Annotated in this window: 16 protein-coding genes and 1 riboswitch; of the genes, 6 read left to right on the forward strand and 10 right to left on the reverse strand. The window is 40.8% G+C overall.

Annotation, left to right across the window (positions count from 1 at the left end; translation table 11 throughout):
* Nucleotides 1-13 precede the first annotated feature (13 nt).
* The 9 genes from recC to rppH form a co-directional block, all read right to left on the reverse strand.
* Entirely contained in the window at nt 14-3,388 is a 3,375-nt protein-coding gene (recC, locus tag PZ638_RS16060; RefSeq protein WP_094961118.1) for an exodeoxyribonuclease V subunit gamma, read from the reverse strand.
* Nucleotides 3,366-3,752 carry a type IV pilus modification PilV family protein gene (locus PZ638_RS16065; RefSeq protein ID WP_094961117.1) on the reverse strand — a complete coding sequence of 129 codons (387 nt, stop codon included), beginning with the start codon at nt 3,750-3,752 and terminating at the stop codon, nt 3,366-3,368. The genes recC and PZ638_RS16065 overlap by 23 nt, the downstream gene beginning before the upstream one ends.
* Nucleotides 3,752-4,192, reverse strand: coding sequence for a DUF2509 family protein (locus tag PZ638_RS16070; RefSeq protein ID WP_094961116.1), 441 nt, complete (start codon nt 4,190-4,192; stop codon nt 3,752-3,754). The genes PZ638_RS16065 and PZ638_RS16070 overlap by 1 nt, the downstream gene beginning before the upstream one ends.
* Nucleotides 4,189-4,794: a prepilin peptidase-dependent protein gene (locus PZ638_RS16075; RefSeq protein WP_094961115.1), complete on the reverse strand. Its 606-nt coding sequence runs from the start codon at nt 4,792-4,794 to the stop codon at nt 4,189-4,191. The genes PZ638_RS16070 and PZ638_RS16075 overlap by 4 nt, the downstream gene beginning before the upstream one ends.
* On the reverse strand, nt 4,788-5,273 hold the full coding sequence (locus PZ638_RS16080) for a prepilin-type N-terminal cleavage/methylation domain-containing protein (RefSeq protein ID WP_164455929.1): 486 nt from the start codon (nt 5,271-5,273) through the stop codon (nt 4,788-4,790). The genes PZ638_RS16075 and PZ638_RS16080 overlap by 7 nt, the downstream gene beginning before the upstream one ends.
* 317 nt (nt 5,274-5,590) lie before the next feature.
* The gene (locus tag PZ638_RS16085; protein ID WP_164455932.1) at nt 5,591-6,442 is read right to left on the reverse strand and encodes a thymidylate synthase; all 852 of its coding nucleotides are present in this window, start codon (nt 6,440-6,442) and stop codon (nt 5,591-5,593) included.
* A 119-nt stretch (nt 6,443-6,561) separates the two neighbouring features.
* Complete coding sequence (gene lgt / locus PZ638_RS16090; protein ID WP_094961113.1) at nt 6,562-7,458, reverse strand: prolipoprotein diacylglyceryl transferase; 897 nt, start codon at nt 7,456-7,458, stop codon at nt 6,562-6,564.
* Nucleotides 7,459-7,620: 162 nt separating this feature from the next.
* Nucleotides 7,621-9,867 (reverse strand): phosphoenolpyruvate--protein phosphotransferase, encoded by a 2,247-nt coding sequence (gene ptsP / locus PZ638_RS16095; RefSeq protein WP_206277537.1) that lies wholly within the window; start codon nt 9,865-9,867, stop codon nt 7,621-7,623.
* A 3-nt stretch (nt 9,868-9,870) separates the two neighbouring features.
* A complete protein-coding gene (gene rppH / locus PZ638_RS16100) occupies nt 9,871-10,404 on the reverse strand; it encodes an RNA pyrophosphohydrolase (protein ID WP_004257639.1) in 534 nt (177 codons plus the stop codon).
* A gap of 112 nt (nt 10,405-10,516) precedes the next feature.
* Nucleotides 10,517-10,614, forward strand: a riboswitch (TPP riboswitch).
* Nucleotides 10,615-10,672: 58 nt separating this feature from the next.
* On the opposite strand from rppH, the gene thiB reads away from it, so the two are divergent.
* The 6 genes from thiB (at nt 10,673) to rluA (ending at nt 20,468) form a co-directional block, all read left to right on the forward strand.
* Entirely contained in the window at nt 10,673-11,677 is a 1,005-nt protein-coding gene (gene thiB / locus PZ638_RS16105) for a thiamine ABC transporter substrate binding subunit (RefSeq protein ID WP_096864076.1), read from the forward strand.
* The gene (gene thiP, locus PZ638_RS16110) at nt 11,653-13,257 is read left to right on the forward strand and encodes a thiamine/thiamine pyrophosphate ABC transporter permease ThiP (protein WP_206277536.1); all 1,605 of its coding nucleotides are present in this window, start codon (nt 11,653-11,655) and stop codon (nt 13,255-13,257) included. Before thiB ends, thiP begins: the two co-directional genes overlap by 25 nt.
* The gene (gene thiQ / locus PZ638_RS16115; protein ID WP_206277535.1) at nt 13,250-13,960 is read left to right on the forward strand and encodes a thiamine ABC transporter ATP-binding protein ThiQ; all 711 of its coding nucleotides are present in this window, start codon (nt 13,250-13,252) and stop codon (nt 13,958-13,960) included. The genes thiP and thiQ overlap by 8 nt, the downstream gene beginning before the upstream one ends.
* A gap of 74 nt (nt 13,961-14,034) precedes the next feature.
* Nucleotides 14,035-16,386: a DNA polymerase II gene (locus PZ638_RS16120; protein WP_206277534.1), complete on the forward strand. Its 2,352-nt coding sequence runs from the start codon at nt 14,035-14,037 to the stop codon at nt 16,384-16,386.
* A gap of 377 nt (nt 16,387-16,763) precedes the next feature.
* Entirely contained in the window at nt 16,764-19,670 is a 2,907-nt protein-coding gene (gene rapA / locus PZ638_RS16125) for an RNA polymerase-associated protein RapA (protein WP_004257655.1), read from the forward strand.
* A 144-nt stretch (nt 19,671-19,814) separates the two neighbouring features.
* A complete protein-coding gene (gene rluA, locus PZ638_RS16130) occupies nt 19,815-20,468 on the forward strand; it encodes a bifunctional tRNA pseudouridine(32) synthase/23S rRNA pseudouridine(746) synthase RluA (protein WP_110591266.1) in 654 nt (217 codons plus the stop codon).
* A 445-nt stretch (nt 20,469-20,913) separates the two neighbouring features.
* Here the strand turns inward: rluA and djlA are convergent, their stop codons facing one another.
* A complete protein-coding gene (gene djlA, locus PZ638_RS16135; RefSeq protein ID WP_004257658.1) occupies nt 20,914-21,729 on the reverse strand; it encodes a co-chaperone DjlA in 816 nt (271 codons plus the stop codon).
* Between the last annotated feature and the right edge of the window lie 7 nt (nt 21,730-21,736).

The raw sequence follows: 21,736 nt of genomic DNA on the forward strand, positions 1-21,736 counted from the left end.
TGTTGCTCTCCTGTCATTTCAAGTATTTTGTCATCGGTAATAAAAACCGTTGAGTGTTTGATAACAAAGATTTAATCATCGCATCATCAATGCTTCTACAAGTTCTTGACACATAATCGTCTTCCATCTCACCTTTTTGCATCTGACTTCCTTGTAAGCTTTGGAGCAAAGCAGATAATGCTTTTTGTTGAATTTCTTCACTCGAAAAATCGTACTGTTTTGTCTTTTTATCAAAGCAAGCTTTAACCCAACTCCAACCACTTTGAGAAAGAAGAATTAACGGGGAATTAAACCCTTCACAATATCCTACGACTAAATCTTGTAGATAAACCAATGCATCTTCTTTGCTAATAGCAGCAAACTGCCAAATACTATTATCTCTTCCTAGTGCAAGGCTTTCCCCTTCACCAATTTGCGAGTTAAATAGCAAATGTTCCACCCATAGCTGTACCCCATCATTAGCAGTTAAGTAAGCCGGGCGATATCGTACCATTCCTGTTTCATGAATATTTTTCAGTAAACCAGTAATTTTTATCCCATTTAACTGAAAATCTAATGGATAATCAAATAGCTGCATATCATATTCTTTAACTTTTTCAGCTAATGGCGATATCTCGTTCAACTGCTGTTCCCAAAAAAGTTGACCAAATTGCCTAGCAGGCAGCTGACCCGATGCTTTTAAAGCAGAATAAAAAGGCTCAATGTTCTTATCTTTGACAAGTAAATCTAAAATTTGATCATTAATTTTATATCGTTGTAATCTACCTAAGTTAAATGGCTCTTCTTCTGGCAGTTCGGTTTCTTCAATAGAAAAATGGACTTTCAAACGCTGTTGAAAAAATGCCCTGATAGGGTGACGATAAAATCGTAATAATTGCTCTAAAGAAATTTCAGTAATGGGCTCTCGAGTTTCAAGTATTGAACAAAATGGTTCATCAACTTTATTTGTTGTTTTTGCGGCAGGTAACCACTCACTCGCAAAACTCTGATAAGGCGTTTCAGGCAAGAAATTTTCTTTTGCGAATGGGACTCTATTATGCTGGATGACCAGATGCTCACTTAATCGTTTAGCGCTTTCATCAATAGTCAAAGTTTCATCACCAACTAAACAAAAGCTTTGGCAAATATAATCAATTAATTCAGTAACTAATACCGATGGATTACAAGGCTGATTATCACGAATAGAAAGCCCAATATAACTAACATAAAGTTGTTTAGATGCTGAATTTAATGCTTCTAAAAATAGGTATCTATCATCGTCCCGGCGTTTTCGGTCTCCACGAACAGGTTTTTCCGCCATCAAGTCAAATCCTAATGGTGGTATATTTCGTGGATAAGCACCATCATTCATACCCAGTAAGCAGACAACTTTAAATGGTACTGAACGCATTGGCATCAGAGTGCAAAAATTAACGGCTCCAGCCAAGAAACGTTGACTAATTTTTTCATCATCAAAGCGAACTGAAAGTTCATCACGAATTAAACGCAATGGAACTTGTTCTTCATATCCTGAAATTATCGCATTATCAATGATTTGATGCCACTGTTCTGTTAATAGTGCGAGAACAAGTTCAGTTTCCCCATCAACCATAAAGTAGCTATCAAGTAGTTGCTGACAAAGTTCTTTCCACTCTTCAAGTAGGCGTTCTTGTGCTAATAAAGAGCGCCATTCTCTTAGTGTATTAATTAATAGCGCTAATTTCCCGGCAAGCTGGGCGGCTAAGCCACTGCACTCATCATAAGGTAAAATACCATTCCACGGGCCATTTCTGCTATCCATTGCATAGCCAAGCAACATTCTACTTAAGCCAAATTCCCATGTATTTTGCCCTATCACTGGTAAAGCAAAAGAACGTACATTATCGTCATCAAGCCCCCAGCGGATCCCTGATTCATTAACCCAGCGGCGTAATAAACTTAACTCGCTTTCATCAATACCAAAACGTTGAGAAAAAGCAGAAACTTCAAGTAGGCTAAGAACTTGCTCCGTTGAAAAACGACTCTGAGGTAAGTCGAGTAGCATAATAAATGCTTGTAAAATTGGGTGAGCTTGCAGTGCTTTTCTATCTGAAATTGAAAATGGGATATAACGAGTTGATGCCGTATTACCAAAAACAGCCTGAATATAGGGTGCATAGCTGTCAATATCGGCCACCATGACTATCACATCACGCGGTGTTAGCGATGAATCTTGCTCAAAGAGAGAAAGCAAATGATCTTGTAATACTTCAACTTCCCGCTGTGCACTATGACATAAATGGAATGTTATCGAATCATCTAGCTCATTGATTGGTCGTTTACCAATACTCGTTTCATAATTTTCTAATGTTGTCCCTAATTGAGCATAGTTTTCGAGATCTAAAATATCCTGCTGAACATTCTCTAATAAATTGGCTCGTTCAGTATCAACATAGGCCGAAATTTCATTCGCATTATCGATTTGAGAAATAAAGTATAGGTTGTCTCTACCTAACCTTCCCCACGAGGCGAGTAGTGGATTTGCGATATCCTGTTCGCCATTTTCATTAAATAAATTAGGAATATGCTCTTCGAGTTTAAAGCGTGAAATTTCATGTTTATCAAGATAATGACGAAGTTTCCTTTGCTGCAACCTAGCTAAAAACGACGCGCTTTGAATGTCCCCCCAATAATAGCGACATGGGTTAGTGAACATTAAATGAACATCTGTATGTTCTGCTATTGCATTGATAGCTTGTAGATAAACAGGTGGAAGAGATGAGATACCGCAAATAAAAATACGCTTTGGCAGCAATTTTCCTAAATCAGGGTTCAATGATAATGTATCAATAAAATGTTGATATAAATTAGCTCGATGCCAAGGTGGCTGTTTTAGTTCATTTGAATATTCAACAAGGCACTGCCATAGACGTTTTTGCCATAGTTGATTTTCACTTAGCCCCTCTATTAGTTCATTTTTTTGCCATACTCCAACCCATTGTGGGCGATAAACCAAATATTGGTCAAATAAATCAGCAATCCTACCAGCAAGCTGATGAAGTTTACGTTTATCTGTATCTTCTTGAAGATAATGCTTTAAAGGTTCAAATTCTTCCTCATTAATGACAGTTGGCAATATTGTCATTAGTTTCCATGTCATAGCTTGCTTGGTATAAGCGCTTTCTTTTGGAATATCCGGTAAGACTCGCCTAAACATGTCCCAAATGAACGTTGCAGGTAAGGGATAGTTAATATTTGCAGCAATACCAAACTGCTTAGCAAGTTCGATTTGCAGCCATTGTGACATTCCGGGGCTTTGTACTAAAATTATTTCTTGCTCAAAAGGGTGAGAAAGTGGTTCATTTTTCATTAAATGAGTCATTAGATCTTTTAATAAATCTAATTGATTAGAATGATACACTTGGAACATAGTACTCTCCTGTTGAGCAATACCAACGGCTTAATGAAAATGGCTGTTTTTTTATCGTTAGCGATACCATTAACTCAGTACAGTTATAGGCTCGCGGTAAGCGAGTTGTTTGTATTTTCCACTCAGGGTAACGTAAATTTGGATCTATGGAAGAATTTTTCTCCTCTGATATTGGTTCCCCTAACATTGAGCTTTTCTCTAATGTACTATGTAACACTCTAATGGCCGAAGAATTCATATACAATTTATTAAAATTCAATATGATATATTGCGAATAGTTTACCAAAGCTACCAGTGAAATAGCAAAAATAACCACGCCAATCATTGCCTCTACTAATGCAAATCCTTGCTGCTTTGTTTTCATTAGCAAAATCCTTTTTTTATCACTGGGCAATAATCTAACCACCCTTTTTTACGAGAGAAAAACTGTTGCTTATTTGCATCCCATACTACCCATCGATAAACTTTAATATCATTCCCTAAGCGATAATGACTTTGCCCCGACAGCACGAAATCCGCCCCTTTGTAATGTTTTAAGCAACTTTTCCATTGTTGATTTTCCTCTTTCTGGCAAACCCAACGCTTTAATCCTCTATATTGACTATCCCAATGTAATGTTCCCCCCCAAGCAAGAGCTGACTCTGCTTTATTAAAAGCATCGAAATATTTAATTTCCTTATGCAACTCATCCCGAGCTCGTTCTTGGAAAAAATGCACCGATTTAATCAATAATGTGCCTATTGTGATAAAAATAATAACCATAAGTAGAGAAACGTTTCCCTGTTGTTGCTCTATATTCTTCATAGATTTCTAACTAAGACCGCTATTCGGTAATTAAATGTTTGATTAGGTAATAACTCTGTTTTAAGGCTTATTTCCATTTCAAGTAATTGGGTATTTTCCCGCCAATCAAATGCTAATTTTTTAACTTTGATTAACTTCTCATCAAATAATGATTGCCAACGAGTCCCATCACAATTTCGGACATTTCGATTGGACTCTAATTTTTCATTATTTAACCGATAACCAAAATAATCAGAATCTTTAGATTTGGATTTAATATCTTCCCACTTACCCGATAAATCTTGGTCATAAGCAAAAATAATGCACGAGTTATTCCCTTTGCTTAAAAATTTTGATGTGATTTTTAAAGGTTCTTCACCACAATTTAGGCTACTACAGTAACCTATCCTTCTAAAATCTTTTTCCATATTTATCAATGTTTGCCTTATATCCTTATCTATTTGGTATTGAATGTAAGTTCGATAGGTTTGTTTAAATAATGTAGGAATAGCACTCATCGCTGATACACAAACAATGCTACTGATAGCCATTGCCATTAATATTTCAATAAGTGTAAATCCCTGCTGTTTTTTTAATTTATCGTTATTTAAGGGGTTCAACATTTAGGTACCCCTGTCATTTTTTTATGACTACAGCTTCTAATACGGCCTAATGAAGAAATATAAATTGTGATTTGCTGATTCTGATTTTTTAGCTCTATACTAAAAGCACGGATCGTTCCCTGCTTACCATATAGCTGAATTGAAGTACGGCTTGCTTTACTAAGTTCTATTCCTTGGTGCCTTTTTGCTGTTAACTTACCAACCTCTTGCTTGCTGTTCGCATCTTTAACATCAAGCTGCCAATCATTTCTACCAGCCTTAACGGATAATATTTGATACCTATTTAAATAGACACCTTCTGTCATTTGGCTATAAATAAACTCAGATACTTGCCTAGCCGCATCGATTAACCGCTGCCTTTCTACTTGCTGTTGCCATTGATATAAACCAGAAAAAATAACAAAAGAACAAATAAATAAAACAATCATAATCTCAATTAAGGTGAAACCACGCTGCGTTGTATTTAATTCAACTTTCATTTTGTTGTGACCCCACTTTTTATATGCAAGACAGAGATTGCCAAAAAAAATCTGTCTAGCGAGGTTTGTCATTACAAACTGCATAACGCTTCGCAACAAAATAAATAAATGCATAACAATACAAGTCAATTTGCGAGCTGCTTCGCAAAGAAATAGTTAATTCAAAATAAATGCAAGAAAGTAAATTAATTATGAACCAAGATAAAATTCATTAAGAAAGATGGGATAGATAAAGGAGGGAGGTTGATGAAATGTAAAAACACAATACTAAGATGGCTTTTCGATAAAACCATCTTAGTAAACAATTTATTCGCTAATCAAACAGTAAACGGATATTTGATAGCCTCATGGCACTGGTACCCTTCGAGAGTAAAATCATCCGAAGTCACCCATGTTTCGAGGTCTTCTAATGTCTGAATTTTGGGGTTAATAAACAATGAAGGGGAAGCAAACGGCTCACGTTTTAGTTGGACATCACGCATTAAAGTCAGTTGGTTTTCATAAATATGTGCATTCACAATTTTATGGTAAGCCTTACCTGCTTTATGCCCTGTAATACGAGCCATAAGAGCGAGCAAAACAAAACATTGTACTTGGTTGAAATTTAAACCGAGCGGTACATCACAGCTACGTTGGTAAGATGTTAAATGTAAGGTATCACCTAACAATGAAAAAGTATGAGTATGCATGCAGGGACGCAAGCAACCCATTTCAAATTCACCAGGGTTATAGAAAGTGATAATTTCTGCGCGGTCATCAATTCCATTTTTTAAGTTATTGACGACTTTTTTCAGCTGATCTAAATGTGTTCCATCTGGGCGTTGCCATGAGCGCCCTTGAACACCATATACGCGGCCCATATCATCCTCACCTTTGCGATAAGGGTTATTCAGCCATGCTTGGTTCTCATTTGCATTGGCATTCCATGTATTACAACCAATTTCACGAAATTGAGCCGCATTGTCGTAGCCACGTAGATAACCAAGAAGCTCAGCTATCGCCGCTTTATAAAAGCTTTTACGAGTCGTAATCAAGGGGAATTGATTATTGCCCACATCATATTCAAGGTCAGCGTTAATAACGGTTAAACAACGAACGCCAGTTCGTTTATTTTCAACCCATTGCCCTTCATCAATAATACGTTGGCATAAATCAAGATACGGCTTCATAGTGACTCTCTTTTAAAAAAATAACTTAAGTGGCTAACCTTTGTCTCGTTGTACTTCATTGCTTTATTTACAAAATAGTTATATTCAACAGACTAAGTTAGCCCCAATAATTGTATTTATTAACTCTTTGTAGGCTCTTTTAGTGGCTTATGGGCTGGCACATTTTTGCCATATTTGTAAGCCCAAACAATCATCAGAACGCCAATAATAATCATCGGAATTGATAGAATTTGTCCCATACTAATACCACCAAATAAACCAAGCTGTGCGTCTGGTTGCCTAAAGAATTCAACAATAATCCTAAATGCACCATAACCAATCAAGAATAACCCAGAAACACTCCCCATTGGACGAGGTTTACGCACAAATAAGTTCAAAATAAGGAACAGAACAATTCCCTCTAAGAACATTTCATAAAGCTGTGATGGGTGTCTTGGTAGCACACCATACTGCTCTAATATGGGTAATAACGAAGGGTCCTGTGCGGCAAGTTGAATATCTTCACTGCGTGAATGTGGGAATAAAAATGCCCATGGCGTATCGAGTGTTACTCGTCCCCATAGCTCCCCATTAATAAAGTTCCCAATACGGCCCATGCCTAAGCCAAATGGGATCAATGGTGCAACAAAGTCAGATACTTGCAGGAAACGACGGCGAGTACGGTGAGCAAACCACATCATGGCACATATCACACCGATTAGGCCGCCATGGAAGGACATGCCACCATCCCAAACCTTAAATAGATATAAAGGATCATCAAGAAAAACAGGGAGATTATAAAAGAAAACGTAACCTAACCGACCACCGACAAATACGCCAACAAAGCCAACATACAGCAAGTTTTCTACTTCGTTTTTTGTCCAGCCACTATTGGGTTTTGCAGCGCGACGCCCTGCTAGCCAAAGGGCAAAAACAAAGCCAACAAGGTACATAAAGCCATACCAGTGTAACGATACTGGCCCAATCGAGAACATAACAGGATCTATTTCCGGAAATGCTAAGTAGTTGTTACTCATTGTTCCCCACTTTTTAATCATTAAGCCAACTACTCGTCGACTATTACGTATTCAACAGGCTTCAATTTGTGAAGCCCCTGAAGCATACAACAAAAAGTATAGTCATTTATACTTGATATTTTTCAAACTAAACCAAATTAAATACTTACATCTTGTTGTAAGTTAAATCCCACCACGTACAAAACCGCCTAAATGGTGTTGCTCCATAAATTCACTCGCCTCTAGCCTGACACTATCACTCGTTTCCGCAGACAATAACTTCGGTACTAACTGCGACATCAAGGCTGGGTCAAGCTGGCGGATTAAATATTTCATGCGAGGAACACTACGCCCACTCATACTTAAGGAGCGATATCCTAGAGCAATTAATACCATTGCGCTGAGTGGCTGCCCTGCCATTTCCCCACAAACACTTACAGGGAGCTGAAGGCGTTGGCACTCTTCACTTACTTTTGCTAAAAAGCGCACAATTGAGGGATGAAGATTATCATATAGCGCCGCTACATGGGTGTTATTACGGTCAACAGCAAGTAAATATTGTGTAAAGTCATTAGTCCCGATAGAGATAAAATCAACGCGTTTTTTTATTTCCGGTAATAGAAATAGCAAAGAAGGAACTTCAAGCATAATACCAATTTGGGGCATCTCAACTGGCATTTTTAATAAAAAACTCACTTCGTCCCTTGCTCTTTTTATCAGCAAAATTGCTTCGTCTATCTCATTAACACTGGTCACCATCGGTAATAAAATACGTAAATTACCTGAAAACATATTCGCCCGTAACATAGCCCTTAGCTGGATTAAAAAAATCTCGGGCTGGTCCAGCATGATGCGAATACCGCGCCAGCCTAAGCTTGGGTTTTCTTCGCTAATTGGCATGTATGGCAACTGTTTGTCCGCCCCTATATCAAGGGTTCTTAACACTACAGGCTTGGTAGGGAAAAGTTGTAAAACTTCTTTATAGAGTTGTTTTTGCTCATCTTCCGAGGGAAAACCATTGTGCAACATAAAAGGCAGTTCAGTACGATACAGGCCAACGCCATCAACCCCTGTGTTAATCTGTTGCTCGTAGCGCGGACTTAAACCTGCATTAAGGTAAATATGAACTTGTTCGCCGCCTTTAAGTGTTGCATCTTGTTCAAGAGTTCCTTCCGCTAAGCGACTAATAACATTTTCTTCTTCAATGATTTGCTGGTATTCCTGAACAATTAAATTTTCAGGTTCAATAAAGAGCTCACCACGGTAACCATCCAATATTAAATGGCGGTTATGTAATAACGAAGGCTCAATATCCGCCCCCATAATTGCAGGAATTCCCATAGCTCTGATTAAAATAGCTGAATGAGAATGCGTTGCTCCGTCACGCACAACCACACCGGCAAGTTGCTCAATAGGTAACTCCGCCAATACACTAGCACTTAATTCATCAGCAACTAAAATAAAACGTTCTGGCCATTGCTCATTTGCGGTAAGTGAATCATCAAGATGAAATAATAAGCGTTGACCTAATGCTTTTAAATCTGCCCCTCTTTCCCTTAAATAAAGGTCACGCAGGCGAGAAAACTGCTCTACATAATTTTCAATAACTGTTTTAACTGCCCATTCAGCAGTTGCGTTATCATTGATGGAGGCAAACAGATGTTTTTTTAGCTGCGGGTCACTCAGTAAATGATTATAGAGATCAAATATCGCCGCACTTTCTTTTGCCGAGCTCGCCATAAAACGTTTACTAATACGACGACATTCCGCTGTAGCACTTTCGAGGGCGGCGACAAGGCGTTGTTTTTCTTTGTCGATATCAATAGCGCTTGCTTGAAAAATACTATCTAAAGAAGGTTGGGAACTATCTTGCCATCCATAAGCCATTGCAATTCCTTGTGATACAGGAATCGCTTTAATTCTATTTTGCCGATATTGCCCAAAAATACCTTTTGCTTGTGCTTGCGACAAAATCACGGCGAGTTGCATCGACAACGTTACCATGAAAGATTCTTCGGTTTCATTAAACAGCCGTTTTTCCCGTTGCTGTACGACCAGCACGCCTAATAATTGGCGACGGTATACCACGGGAACACCTAAGAAAGCTTTTAATTGTTCTTCTTTAAGCTGAGGCAGGAATTTATATTGAGGATGTTCACGAATATCGGCTAGATTGAGCATCTCAGACTGGCGCCCTACGGCCCCTACGACACCTTCATCAAAACCTAGACGAATAGCAATCCCGCTAGGTTTTTTTAACCCGCGGGTTGCCATTAAGTAATAGCATTGGCGAGGGTGATCAGCTAAATAAATGGAACAAACGTCTGTTCTCATTGCTTTGCAGGTCTCATTCACCAACACTTCTAGCGCATCAGTCAAACTTGTCGCCATTGCAACTTTTTCGACAATTTCACGTAAACGCGTCAACATAGGCTACTTTGCTCCACGCCTACGGTTATTAAAAGAGGGCCGTTGTGGTAATTTTTGTTCCTGTAAAGGCATAACTACGGGAGCGAATTCTTTCATGACACGCCGATAAACCTCACGTTTAAAAGAAACCACCTGCCTAACAGGATACCAATAACTGACCCATCGCCAGCCATCAAATTCTGGCGACTTACTGCGCTGCACGTTTATATCGGCATCATTGCATTGAAGTTGAAGTAAAAACCAACGCTGTTTCTGCCCAATACAAACAGGTTTTGTATCCCAACGCACCAAACGCTTGGGTAATTTGTAACGTAACCAATTACGGGTAGATGCCAATAACCTGACATCCTTACGCTGTAGCCCGACTTCTTCGTATAGCTCACGATACATCGCCTGTTCCGGCGATTCCCCAGGATTGATGCCTCCTTGAGGAAACTGCCATGAGTGTTGACCATAGCGGCGGGCCCATAAAACTTGCCCTTGCCGATTACAAATTACAATTCCTACATTCGGGCGGTAGCCATCATCATCAATCACAGACTACCTCAATAACCAAATTTGAAAGATGCCTAATTGTTTCACACATACCTAAACTGGTAAACCTATATCAATACAGTTTGCAGATATGTCTGAAGTCACTACAATAGTGAACATCTCAACGGGGTGCCGAAGTTATTTCGGCTGAGAAATAACCCGTAGAACCTGATCCGGTTAATACCGGCGTAGGGATTTGAGCCTCCGTCTGCATATCTGCACCGGTTTCTCCTCAAATCCTGTGTCACTATCTTTTAGCGCAGGAAAAAGCATGTTTAAAAACAAAATTATAGCATCGTTCTTTACCTTTGGTGCACTCAGTTTAAGTCAATTAGCATGGGCGGATAAACCAACGCTTACTGTTTATACCTACGATTCCTTTGCCGCAGAGTGGGGTCCAGGACCACAAATTAAAAAAAATTTCGAAGCGCAGTGCGATTGTGAATTAAAAATAGTGGCGCTGGGGGATGGTGTAGCCCTGCTAAACAGACTCAGAATGGAAGGAAAAAATAGCAAAGCAGATGTGATTTTAGGGTTAGATAATAATTTATTAGATTCTGCTGAAAAAACAGGCCTGTTTGCTCCTGCCGACATTAATACCAGTGCATTGAAGCTGCCTATTTCGTGGGATAGCTCAACCTTCATTCCTTATGACTATGGCTATTTCGCATTCATATATGACACTAATAAAATTAAACAACCACCAACAAGTATGGATGCATTATTAAATAGTGAAAATAATTGGAAAATTATTTACCAAGATCCTCGAACCAGTACGCCCGGACTTGGCTTAATGCTGTGGATTGAAAAACTGTATGGCGACAAGTCTGCGGATGCATGGCAAAAAATGGCAGGCAAAACACTTACCGTAACTAAAGGTTGGAGTGAAGCTTATGGCCTGTTCTTAAAAGGGGAAGGTGATTTTGTACTCAGTTATACCTCATCGCCGGGTTATCAAATGCTTAATGACCAAAAAGATAACTATGCTGCGGCATTATTTAATGAGGGTCACTATATGCAAGTTGAGGTGGCAGCAAGGCTGAAAAATAGCCCACAGCCGGAGCTTGCCAAGCAGTTCTTGCAGTTTGTCTTAACACCTGAATTCCAAAATACCCTGCCAACAACAAACTGGATGTATCCGGTCATTGATATTCCCTTACCTGAGGTATACAACCAGTTACCTCTACCTGAAAAAGCCTTACAATTTAGTTCTCAAGAAGTGGCCAAAGAACGCCAAAATTGGACTCGTTTATGGCAAACCGCCGTCAGTCGCTAATTAATTTGTCTCTACTACCGGGGGCATTGGCCTCCGGATTACTGATTACGGTTGCACTCATTAGTTTTGGTGCACTGTGGTTTTTTGCACCTGAAATTTCAATGGCTGACATTATTAGCGATAGCTATTTGTGGCATGTGATTGGGTTTACCTTTTGGCAGGCTTTTTTATCCGCCATTTTTTCTGTAATCCCTGCTATTTTTCTTGCAAGAGCACTGCACCGCCGTCGTTTTTTTGGACGAACCCTATTTTTACGCCTATGTGCAATGACATTGGTTCTTCCGGTATTAGTTGCCGTGTTTGGTATTTTATCAGTTTACGGGCAAACGGGTTGGCTGGCTAAACTTTGTCAATTACTGGGATTTAATTACACCTTTTCACCTTATGGCCTAAAAGGCATTTTGCTAGCACATGTTTTCTTTAATATGCCACTAGCGACTCGTATGCTATTACAGTCTTTAGAAAATATCGCTATTGAGCAGAGACAAATTGCAGCACAACTGAGGTTCAATGAGTGGCAGCAATTTACTATTTTAGAATGGCCTTATTTACGGCGGCAAATATTACCTACTGCTGCGTTAATTTTTATGCTGTGCTTTGCCAGCTTTGCGACTGTGCTCGCTCTGGGCGGAGGTCCTGCAGCAACCACTATCGAATTGGCTATTTACCAAGCTCTTAACTATGATTTTGATTTAGGGCGAGCCACTATTTTGGCATTAATTCAGCTGTTCTTCTGTGTCGGTTTAATGTTTATCTGCCACAAAGTAAATAGTGTATTTTCAGTAGGTTTTAGCCACCAAGCACAATGGGTTGACCCTGCTGATAACGCATTTCGTCGCATTCGAGATTTGTTGCTCATTGTCGCTGCCATGTTATTGCTACTTCCCCCACTATTCGCGGTTATTTTCGATGGGTTAAATGGGCAACTTTGGGCGGTATTGCAGCAACCCGCCTTATGGCAAGCCACGGCAACCTCTGTGTTTATTGCACTGTGTGCTGGTGCTGTCTGCGTGGTACTTACTTTAATGTTGTTATGGAGCAGCCGTGAATTGCGCTTACGCCAAGCGGCTCGTCTAGGGCAAGCCTTAGAACTTAGTGGGTTAATTATTTTAGCCATGCCCGGTATCGTGCTCGCGACAGGTTTTTTTATCTTTTTTAATGAAACGGTAGGCTTACCTGAATCCCCTTACCCATTAATTATCATGACTAATGCTTTGTTAGCCATTCCCTATGCGTTAAAAGTATTAGAAAACCCTATGCGAGACAGCGCTGAACGCTATAACCCATTGTGCCAATCACTTGGCATTTCTGGTTTTAATCGTTTCCGAATTATTGAACTTAAAGCATTACGCAAACCTATTTCCCAAGCTCTCGCATTTGCTTGTGTTATCTCAATTGGTGATTTTGGTGTTGTCGCGTTATTTGGCAATGATAACTTCCGCACACTCCCTTATTATCTTTATCAGCAAATAGGGGCTTACCGGTCAAACGATGGGGCTGTTACTGCCATGCTATTGCTATTGCTTTGCTTTTGCTTATTTAGCTTGATTGAACGTATATCAGGAAAACACCATGATTAAATTGACTCAGCTAGATTACCAATACGACAACCTGACAATGTCATTTGATTTTTCTGTTCAGTTCGGTGAGTCTGTGGCAGTTATGGGGCCAAGTGGTGCAGGGAAAAGTACGCTATTAAGCTTGATTAGCGGCTTTCAATTTCCCAAAAGCGGTACAATTGCGCTCAATGGCGAAGACCATACTTTTAGCCCTCCGGCTAAGCGCCCTGTTTCTATGTTATTTCAAGAAAATAATTTATTTTCACACCTGACAATCCGGCAAAACATTGGTCTTGGACTGCAACCCAATTTACGCCTGAATAAAACGCAAATTCAGCGAGTTGAGCAAATGGCGAGCCGTGTCAGCCTGAGTGAATGTTTAGATAGGTTACCAGCACAACTGTCGGGGGGGCAACGTCAACGCGCGGCATTAGCACGCTGCATGATCCGCAATCAACCAATTTTATTACTTGATGAGCCTTTTTCAGCTCTCGACCCTGCATTACGCCGAGAAATGCTGCTATTACTCAGGGAAATTTGTGCAGAAAAATCAATCACATTGTTAATGGTTTCTCATAATGTTGATGATGCTTTACAAATTGCCCCGCGGACACTGGTTATTGCAGAAGGTAATATTGCCTACGATGGTGATACTCAATACCTATTACAGGGACAAAGCGCTGCGTCTGCTTTACTGAGTATCATAAGCGTTTCCAATAATTAGCACTGTATAAATTCACACTATTCGCGTATATTTATCGTAACTATTTTTTATGCAAGTTTTATGCGAGTAGCCTAATGACCCAACTTATCGCTCCAGCAGAAAGAGGCTTTATTCTTAGCCGTCACTGGAAAGACACCCGCCACGGTGTTGAGGTCTCTTATTGGCTACTCACTAATAACCAACCTCAAAAGGTCACTGTTCCCTATCAAAAAGCCATTGGTTTTTTAGCTGAATCTCAATTCCCTCAAGTAAAACATCTATTAGATGAACAACCCAATATTACCTACCGGCTCCTTGGATTAATTGATTTTAAACGCGAAAAAGTCTATGCGATTTATTGCCACCAATATCGACAATTACAGAATCTTGAAAAAAGCTGCAACGAATTGGGTGTCGAATTATTAGAAACAGATATTCGCCCGAGTGAACGGTATCTAATGGAACGCTTTATCGCGGCCTCTGTCTGGTTTTCTCAAAATCAGCAAGGGGAGTTTCAACTAAAACCTTGCGAAGGCTACCGCCCCTTAATCAAAGCTGTTTCCCTTGATATCGAAACCAGCCAACATGGTGAACTCTATTCTATAGGGCTGTCTGGCTGTGGTGACAATGTGGTATTTATGTTAGGGCCAGAACAAGGGCCTGCATTGAGCTCTGAACATCGCTTAATCTATGTGAATAGCCGCCCGCAATTACTTCATAAGCTCAATGAATGGCTTCACCAATACGACCCTGATGCCATCATTGGTTGGAACCTAATCCAATTCGACTTACAAGTATTACAAAAGCATGCTGAGCGTTATGGCATCCCATTGTTGTTTGGTCGACAAAACAAAAAATTGGAGTGGCGAGAGCATGGCTTTAAGCAAGGGGTATTTTTTGCCGCTGCTGAAGGCCGGTTAATTATTGATGGTATTGATGCATTAAAAGCAGCAACATGGAGTTTTTCATCATTTAGTTTAGAGTTTGTCGCTCAAGAACTCCTTGGCGAAGGTAAAGCGATTGATACCCCTTATGACCGAATGGATGAAATCAACCGCCGCTTTGCTCACGATAAACCCGCTCTAGCACACTACAATATTCAAGATTGTATTTTAGTCCATCGGATCTTTGAAAAAACCGATTTAATGGCTTTCTTGCAAGAACGTTCAACAGTAACTGGCCTTGCTGTTGATAAAATGGGCGGATCTGTTGCAGCATTCTCACACCTTTATATTCCCCGTCTACACCGCCTTGGCTTTGTCGCTCCCAACCTGACGGAACATAAAATGCAACTGAACCCCGGGGGCTTTGTCATGGACTCCCAACCTGGGCTATATGACTCCGTATTAGTTTTGGATTATAAAAGCCTATATCCTTCAATTATTAGAACTTTTCTCATCGACCCTGCGGGTATGATTGAAGGATTAGCGCATCCAGACCTTGAATATTCTGTTCCCGGTTTTCGCCAAGCTTGGTTTTCTCGTACAACCCACTGTTTACCCGATATTGTCAGCCATATCTGGCAAGAACGGGATAAAGCTAAAAAAGAGCATAATGCCCCACTATCCCAAGCGTTGAAAATTATTATGAACGCATTTGCTGGGGTACTAGGCGCTGAAGGGTGCCGTTTTTTTGACCCAAGACTGACTGCATCAATCACCATGCGTGGCCATGAAATTATGCGTACAACCAAACGTTTGATTGAGTCACAGGGTTACCAAGTTATTTATGGGGATACCGACTCCACATTTGTATGGTTACGAGACGCCCACAATGAAGAGCAAGCGCAAAAAATTGGCTTTGCTTTACGTGATTACGTGAATAGCTGGTGGAAAAAACATTTAGCTGAAGAATGGCAATTAGAGGGGGTTTTAGAGCTTGAATATGAAACCCATTACCGCCGATTTTTGATGCCAACGGTACGTGGTGCTGAAATGGGGAGTAAAAAACGCTATGCAGGGCTGAGTAAAGACACCATGGTATTTAGAGGGCTGGAAACCATTCGCTCGGACTGGACTCCCTTAGCACAAATATTCCAAAAAGAGCTCTATACCCGTATTTTTTATCGCCAACCTTACCGTGAATATATTCGTGAATATGTGCAAAATATTCGTTCAGGCCAATATGATGACCGTTTAGTGTACCGTAAACGCCTGCGCCGAAAATTGACTGATTACCAAAAAAATGTTCCTCCGCATGTTCGAGCGGCTCGTACCGCTGATGACTATAATTTAAAATTACAGCGCCCTTTACAATATCAAAATGGTGGTTGGATAAACTATATTATCACTCAGGCAGGGCCTGAACCGCTGGAAATCATCACGGCAAAACCGGATTACGAACATTATATTTCCAAGCAAATCAAACCAATAGCAGATGCTATCTTGCCTTTCTTACAAGATGACTTTGATACCCTGCTAACTGGGCAAATTACCCTGTTGTTTTAAAATTTATTCTACCTTTGATGTTTTTTTAACAGGTGACGATAGCCTTCGGTTGAATTAATATATCGCCCCTTTGGTGTCTCGCACGTCTGGCTACACAAATTATGCGTGATAATCAACAATACTCATTATAATTCAAATAGACTGATTCATTGTCTCGGCCACAAGCCCAGCAAACGCCTTAGTGCTCACTTTGCTGCAATTTGAATAATTAAATGTGTATAATTAATCATCAGGTAACGACTATTTTTAAAATAATTCGAACTCTTCCTTGTGTAACTATTAATGAGCTACACCAACACTGGGCGAAGACACTGATAAAAATTGTCTTAAAAAATCTAAAAAATAAACTCTCAATTTTATGGAATTAAGTTAAATCTATGCCATTTACTCTTGGTCAACGCTGGATCAGCGATACAGAAAGCGAACTTGGATTAGGTGCCGTCGTGGCAATTGATGCCCGAATGGTAACGTTGCTTTTTCCTGCTAGTGGCGAAAACCGCCTTTACTCTAGCAGTGATGCCCCTATTACCCGAGTGATGTTTAATGAAGGTGATACCATTACCAGCCACGAAGGCTGGCAACTTCAAGTTGAAAGCATTGAAGAAGATAAAGGATTATTGACTTACATCGGCACACGTTTAGATACGCAAGAAACCGGTGTGAGCCTTAGAGAAGTGTTCCTCGACAGCAAGCTCACATTCAATAAGCCGCAAGATCGTCTATTTGCTGGGCAAATTGACCGTATGGACCGTTTCGCTTTACGCTTTCGAGCGCGCAAATTCCAAAGCGAGCAAGTCAAACACCAAGCAACAGGCTTACGCGGTATTCGTGCAAGCCTGATCCCACACCAATTACATATTGCCAATGAAGTGGGAAAACGCCACCATCCGCGCGTATTACTCGCTGACGAAGTCGGCTTAGGTAAAACCATTGAAGCGGGGATGATTATCCACCAGCAATTAATGGCAGGCCGTGCAGAGCGCGTCTTAGTTATTGTTCCTGATAGCTTACAGCACCAATGGCTGGTTGAGATGCTACGCCGCTTTAATCTGCGTTTTTCTTTGTTTGATGATAGCCGTTACAGTGAAGCACAGCATGATAGTGATAACCCATTTGAAACAGAACAACTCGTTCTGTGTTCACTGGATTTCGTCCGTCGTAACAAGCAGCGTTTTGACCAATTAGTTGAAGCAGGCTGGGATATGATGGTCGTCGACGAAGCTCACCACTTACAGTGGAGTGAGACCGCCCCGAGCCGCGAATATCAAGTTATTGAAACATTAGCTGAAAATATTCCTTCTATTTTGCTATTAACCGCAACACCAGAGCAACTTGGCCAAGAAAGCCACTTCGCTCGCCTGCGTTTACTTGACCCTAGCCGTTTTCATGATTACCAAGACTTTATTGCTGAGCAAGAAAACTACCGTCCTGTTGCTGATGCGGTTTCACTGTTGCTGTCGGGTGACAAACTGACTAATGACCAGCAAAATTTACTTAACGAATTAATCAAAGAACAAGATATCGAACCACTGCTAAAGGCTGCAAATCTTGAAGGTGAAGATGGCAATGCTGCGCGCCAAGAGCTGATCAACATGTTAATGGACCGCCATGGTACTAGCCGCCTGTTGTTCAGAAATACCCGAAATGGCGTCAAAGGCTTCCCTCGTCGTGAATTACATTCGTTAAAAATGCCATTGCCCACCCAATACCAAACCGCAATTAAAGTGGCTGGTATCATGGGCAGTAAAAAAGACGTTGAAACACGTGCAAAAGAAATGCTCTACCCTGAGCAAATTTACCAAGAGTTCGAAGGTGAAAACGCCACGTGGTGGAACTTTGACCCGCGGGTTGAGTGGTTAATGGGCTTTTTGACCGCAAACCGCCATGAAAAAGTGTTAGTGATCTGCGCGAAAGCCGCAACTGCACTACAATTGGAGCAAGTGTTACGTGAACGCGAAGCGATTCGTGCTGCCGTGTTCCACGAAGGGTTATCGTTATTAGAACGTGACCGAGCTGCTGCCTATTTTGCATCTCAAGAAGAAGGCGCGCAGGTTCTATTATGTTCTGAAATCGGTTCTGAAGGGCGTAACTTCCAATTTGCTAACCAGTTGGTGATGTTCGACCTGCCGTTTAATCCAGACTTACTCGAGCAACGTATCGGCCGTTTAGACCGTATTGGACAAAGCCGTGATATCAGCATTCATGTGCCTTATTTAGAAAATACCGCACAATCTGTGTTGATCCGCTGGTATCACGAAGGCTTAGATGCCTTTGAACATACCTGCCCAACAGGCCGAGCTATCTACGATAAATACTACCAACCATTACTGCAATTTATGGCTGAACCGACAGTCACAGAAGGTTTTGATGATTTTATTAAAACCTGCCGTGCAGAGCATGACAGCTTGAAATTACAATTGGAACAAGGCCGTGACCGTTTGCTTGAAATGCATTCAAACGGTGGCGAGTCTGGCAATCTGTTGGCTGAAGAAATTGGTGAAGGTGATAACGATACCGAATTGGTTAACTTTGCACTCAATCTTTTTGATATTGTCGGTATTAATCAAGAAGATAAAAGTGATAACCTGATTATCCTCACACCTTCAGACCATATGTTAGTACCTGATTTCCCAGGACTTCCTCAAGATGGTTGCACCATCACGTTTGATAGAGAGCAAGCACTTTCTCGTGAAGATACGCAATTTATCAGCTGGGAGCACCCTATTATTCGTAATGGTTTAGATTTAGTGCTATCTGGCGATACCGGCAGCTGTGCGGTTTCTTTATTGAAAAACAAAGCGCTGCCTGTTGGCACCTTATTGACTGAACTGATTTACGTTGTGGAAGCTCAAGCACCTAAGCACCTGCAAATTAGCCGTTTCTTACCCGCAACTCCGGTACGCTTATTAATTGATTTAAAAGGTAATAACTTATCATCTCAAGTTGAGTTTGAAAGTTTTAACCGCCAATTAAATGCCATTAACCGCCATATGGCAAGCAAACTGGTCAATGCAGTACAAAATGAGGTTCATTCGGTATTACGCTTATCTGAGCCAATGATCGAAAAAGAAGCCAAGGCATTGATAGAAAATGCAAAAGAAGCGGCTGATAAGGCGCTAACGTTGGAGCTTTCTCGTTTAGAAGCACTAAAAGCGGTCAACCCAAATATCCGTGATGAAGAACTTGATATTATTGAGGAAGAACGCCAACAACTGATGACTAATATCGACCAAGCTACATGGCGACTAGATGCGATTCGTTTAGTTGTGGTAACTCATCAGTAGCCGACTTGCTGTGAGTACGCTGTCGCTCATTCAAATAGCTTATTATTAGTAATTTGAATTATAGTAAGCGTAAACTAAAATAGTCACTTATTTCTCCCTCATCTGAGGGAGAAATTATTTAAAAGCTTCGGAGTTACACACGTTATGATGGAACCCTACCAACCTGCTGTTGAACCTTGGTTGCATATACTTTACCAAGATGATCACATCATTGTGGTGAATAAACCTAGCGGGTTACTCTCTGTTCCCGGAAAAGCGCCAGAGCACCATGACAGCATTATGAGCCGTGTTCAGCGTGATTTTCCCGCCGCTGAATCCGTACATCGGTTAGATATGGCGACAAGTGGCGTCATGGTTGTGGCACTGCACAAAAAAGCTGAACGCGAACTTAAACGCCAATTTAGAGAGCGTGAGCCGAAAAAATTCTATATTGCTCGTGTTTGGGGTCATTTAGAAAAAGAAGAAGGCTTGGTTGATTTGCCGCTAATTTGTGATTGGCCAAACCGCCCTAAGCAAAAAGTGTGTTTCGAAACAGGGAAATCAGCACAAACCGAGTACCAAGTTTTACAATATGAAGAACAAGCCACTCGCGTAAAGCTTTCCCCTATTACGGGTCGTTCGCACCAACTTAGAGTCCATATGTTAGCGTTAGGTCACCCTATCCTTGGTGATCGCTTCTATGCTCACGATGAAGCCAAAGCGCTAGCTACTCGCTTACAATTACATGCTCAGGAATTATACATCACCCACCCTGAATACGGCACGCCAATGCATTTTACCTGCCCACCGGATTTTTAACGGTCTCTAATCGATTGATTAGATTTCAATATTACCAGTGCAGAAATTAACTCACTCTGTTTTTGCGCTGATTATTTTTCCGTTTGTTTTTACCCTAAGAACATACATAACTATGTAACTAGGGTGCGCGAGCGCAGCCAACAAAAAACGGGAGCGAAATAATCCATTTTAATTATTCCCCTGATTTCCCCTAAATAGTTCGTGTTGCAGCTAGGCGGCAAGAGAGCAAATCCTTAGGAGCGTAGATAACTACGTGACTAGGGTTCATGAATGAAGACAACAAAGCGAGATTTTTTGGTTTTTCTTCGTTAGCCTGATTTCCCCTAAATAGTTCGTGATGCAGCTAGGCGGCAAGAGAGCGAATTCCTAGGAGCATACAGTAGTATGTGACTAGGGTTCGCGAGCGCAGCCAACAACGCTGCGGCGCGAAATATGACGGGGAAATTTATTTGAAGCCGAGCTCCTTCTTGACTAAGTCATAAGCTGCTTGGATTGATTGCGCTTTCTGCTTCGCTATTTCCATCATTTCTGGCGGCAAACCTTTCGCAACCAATTTATCTGGGTGATGTTCGCTCATTAATTTACGATAGGCACGCTTAATTTTTGTTGGGTCATCACTCGGGGACACACCAAGGACTTTACAAGCATCTTCAAGGGTTGGGCCATTCGATTGCTGATAATACCCTCCTGATTGCTGCTGAGAGTACCCTTGGCCAAATTGGCGACCACTTTGGATCATATCCAAGAACTGTTCAAACTGAACCTTAGAAATCCCTAATTCTTCGGCAATAATAAACAATACTTTTCGTTCGTTCGGATGTAGCTGCCCATCTGCAAAAGCTGCCTGTAATTGAATTTCCAGAAACATCTGAATCAAGTCAAAACGGCCATAACAGGCCATACGTAATTGTTTTAATACATCACGTAATGGAAAGTTAGGGGATTTGCCTTCTCTAAATGCTTGTTGAGCCGCTTTTCGTGTTTCTCCGTGTAATTGCATTCTGTCCATTAAATTGGTTGCAAGCTGAATATCTGTCTCGGTTACACGGCCTTTGGACTTCGTTAAATGCCCCAAAATTTGGAAAGTGCTAGCAAAGAAAATAATTTGGCGATCACGCTTATTCATTCTCCCTGCAAATTTACGTTGAATCGATGCTTTATCAAAACCATGCCCAATAATTAACCCAATTAGCGCCCCCCAAAAACCCAATCCAGAGACGATTGCGAGTATAACGCCAATAATTTTGCCCCAATAGTGCATATATCCC

Source organism: Providencia hangzhouensis (genome assembly GCF_029193595.2).
GTDB lineage: Bacteria > Pseudomonadota > Gammaproteobacteria > Enterobacterales > Enterobacteriaceae > Providencia > Providencia hangzhouensis.

Excerpts from the sequence above, each read along its gene's own strand:
- recC (WP_094961118.1), bottom strand. The coding sequence starts at position 3,388 with ATGTTCCAAGTGTATCATTCTAATCAATTAGATTTATTAAAAGATCTA.
- PZ638_RS16065 (WP_094961117.1), bottom strand. The coding sequence starts at position 3,752 with ATGAAAACAAAGCAGCAAGGATTTGCATTAGTAGAGGCAATGATTGGC.
- PZ638_RS16070 (WP_094961116.1), bottom strand. The coding sequence starts at position 4,192 with ATGAAGAATATAGAGCAACAACAGGGAAACGTTTCTCTACTTATGGTT.
- PZ638_RS16075 (WP_094961115.1), bottom strand. The coding sequence starts at position 4,794 with ATGTTGAACCCCTTAAATAACGATAAATTAAAAAAACAGCAGGGATTT.
- PZ638_RS16080 (WP_164455929.1), bottom strand. The coding sequence starts at position 5,273 with ATGAAAGTTGAATTAAATACAACGCAGCGTGGTTTCACCTTAATTGAG.
- PZ638_RS16085 (WP_164455932.1), bottom strand. The coding sequence starts at position 6,442 with ATGAAGCCGTATCTTGATTTATGCCAACGTATTATTGATGAAGGGCAA.
- lgt (WP_094961113.1), bottom strand. The coding sequence starts at position 7,458 with ATGAGTAACAACTACTTAGCATTTCCGGAAATAGATCCTGTTATGTTC.
- ptsP (WP_206277537.1), bottom strand. The coding sequence starts at position 9,867 with ATGTTGACGCGTTTACGTGAAATTGTCGAAAAAGTTGCAATGGCGACA.
- thiB (WP_096864076.1), top strand. The coding sequence starts at position 10,673 with ATGTTTAAAAACAAAATTATAGCATCGTTCTTTACCTTTGGTGCACTC.
- thiP (WP_206277536.1), top strand. The coding sequence starts at position 11,653 with ATGGCAAACCGCCGTCAGTCGCTAATTAATTTGTCTCTACTACCGGGG.
- thiQ (WP_206277535.1), top strand. The coding sequence starts at position 13,250 with ATGATTAAATTGACTCAGCTAGATTACCAATACGACAACCTGACAATG.
- PZ638_RS16120 (WP_206277534.1), top strand. The coding sequence starts at position 14,035 with ATGACCCAACTTATCGCTCCAGCAGAAAGAGGCTTTATTCTTAGCCGT.
- rapA (WP_004257655.1), top strand. The coding sequence starts at position 16,764 with ATGCCATTTACTCTTGGTCAACGCTGGATCAGCGATACAGAAAGCGAA.
- rluA (WP_110591266.1), top strand. The coding sequence starts at position 19,815 with ATGATGGAACCCTACCAACCTGCTGTTGAACCTTGGTTGCATATACTT.
- djlA (WP_004257658.1), bottom strand. The coding sequence starts at position 21,729 with ATGCACTATTGGGGCAAAATTATTGGCGTTATACTCGCAATCGTCTCT.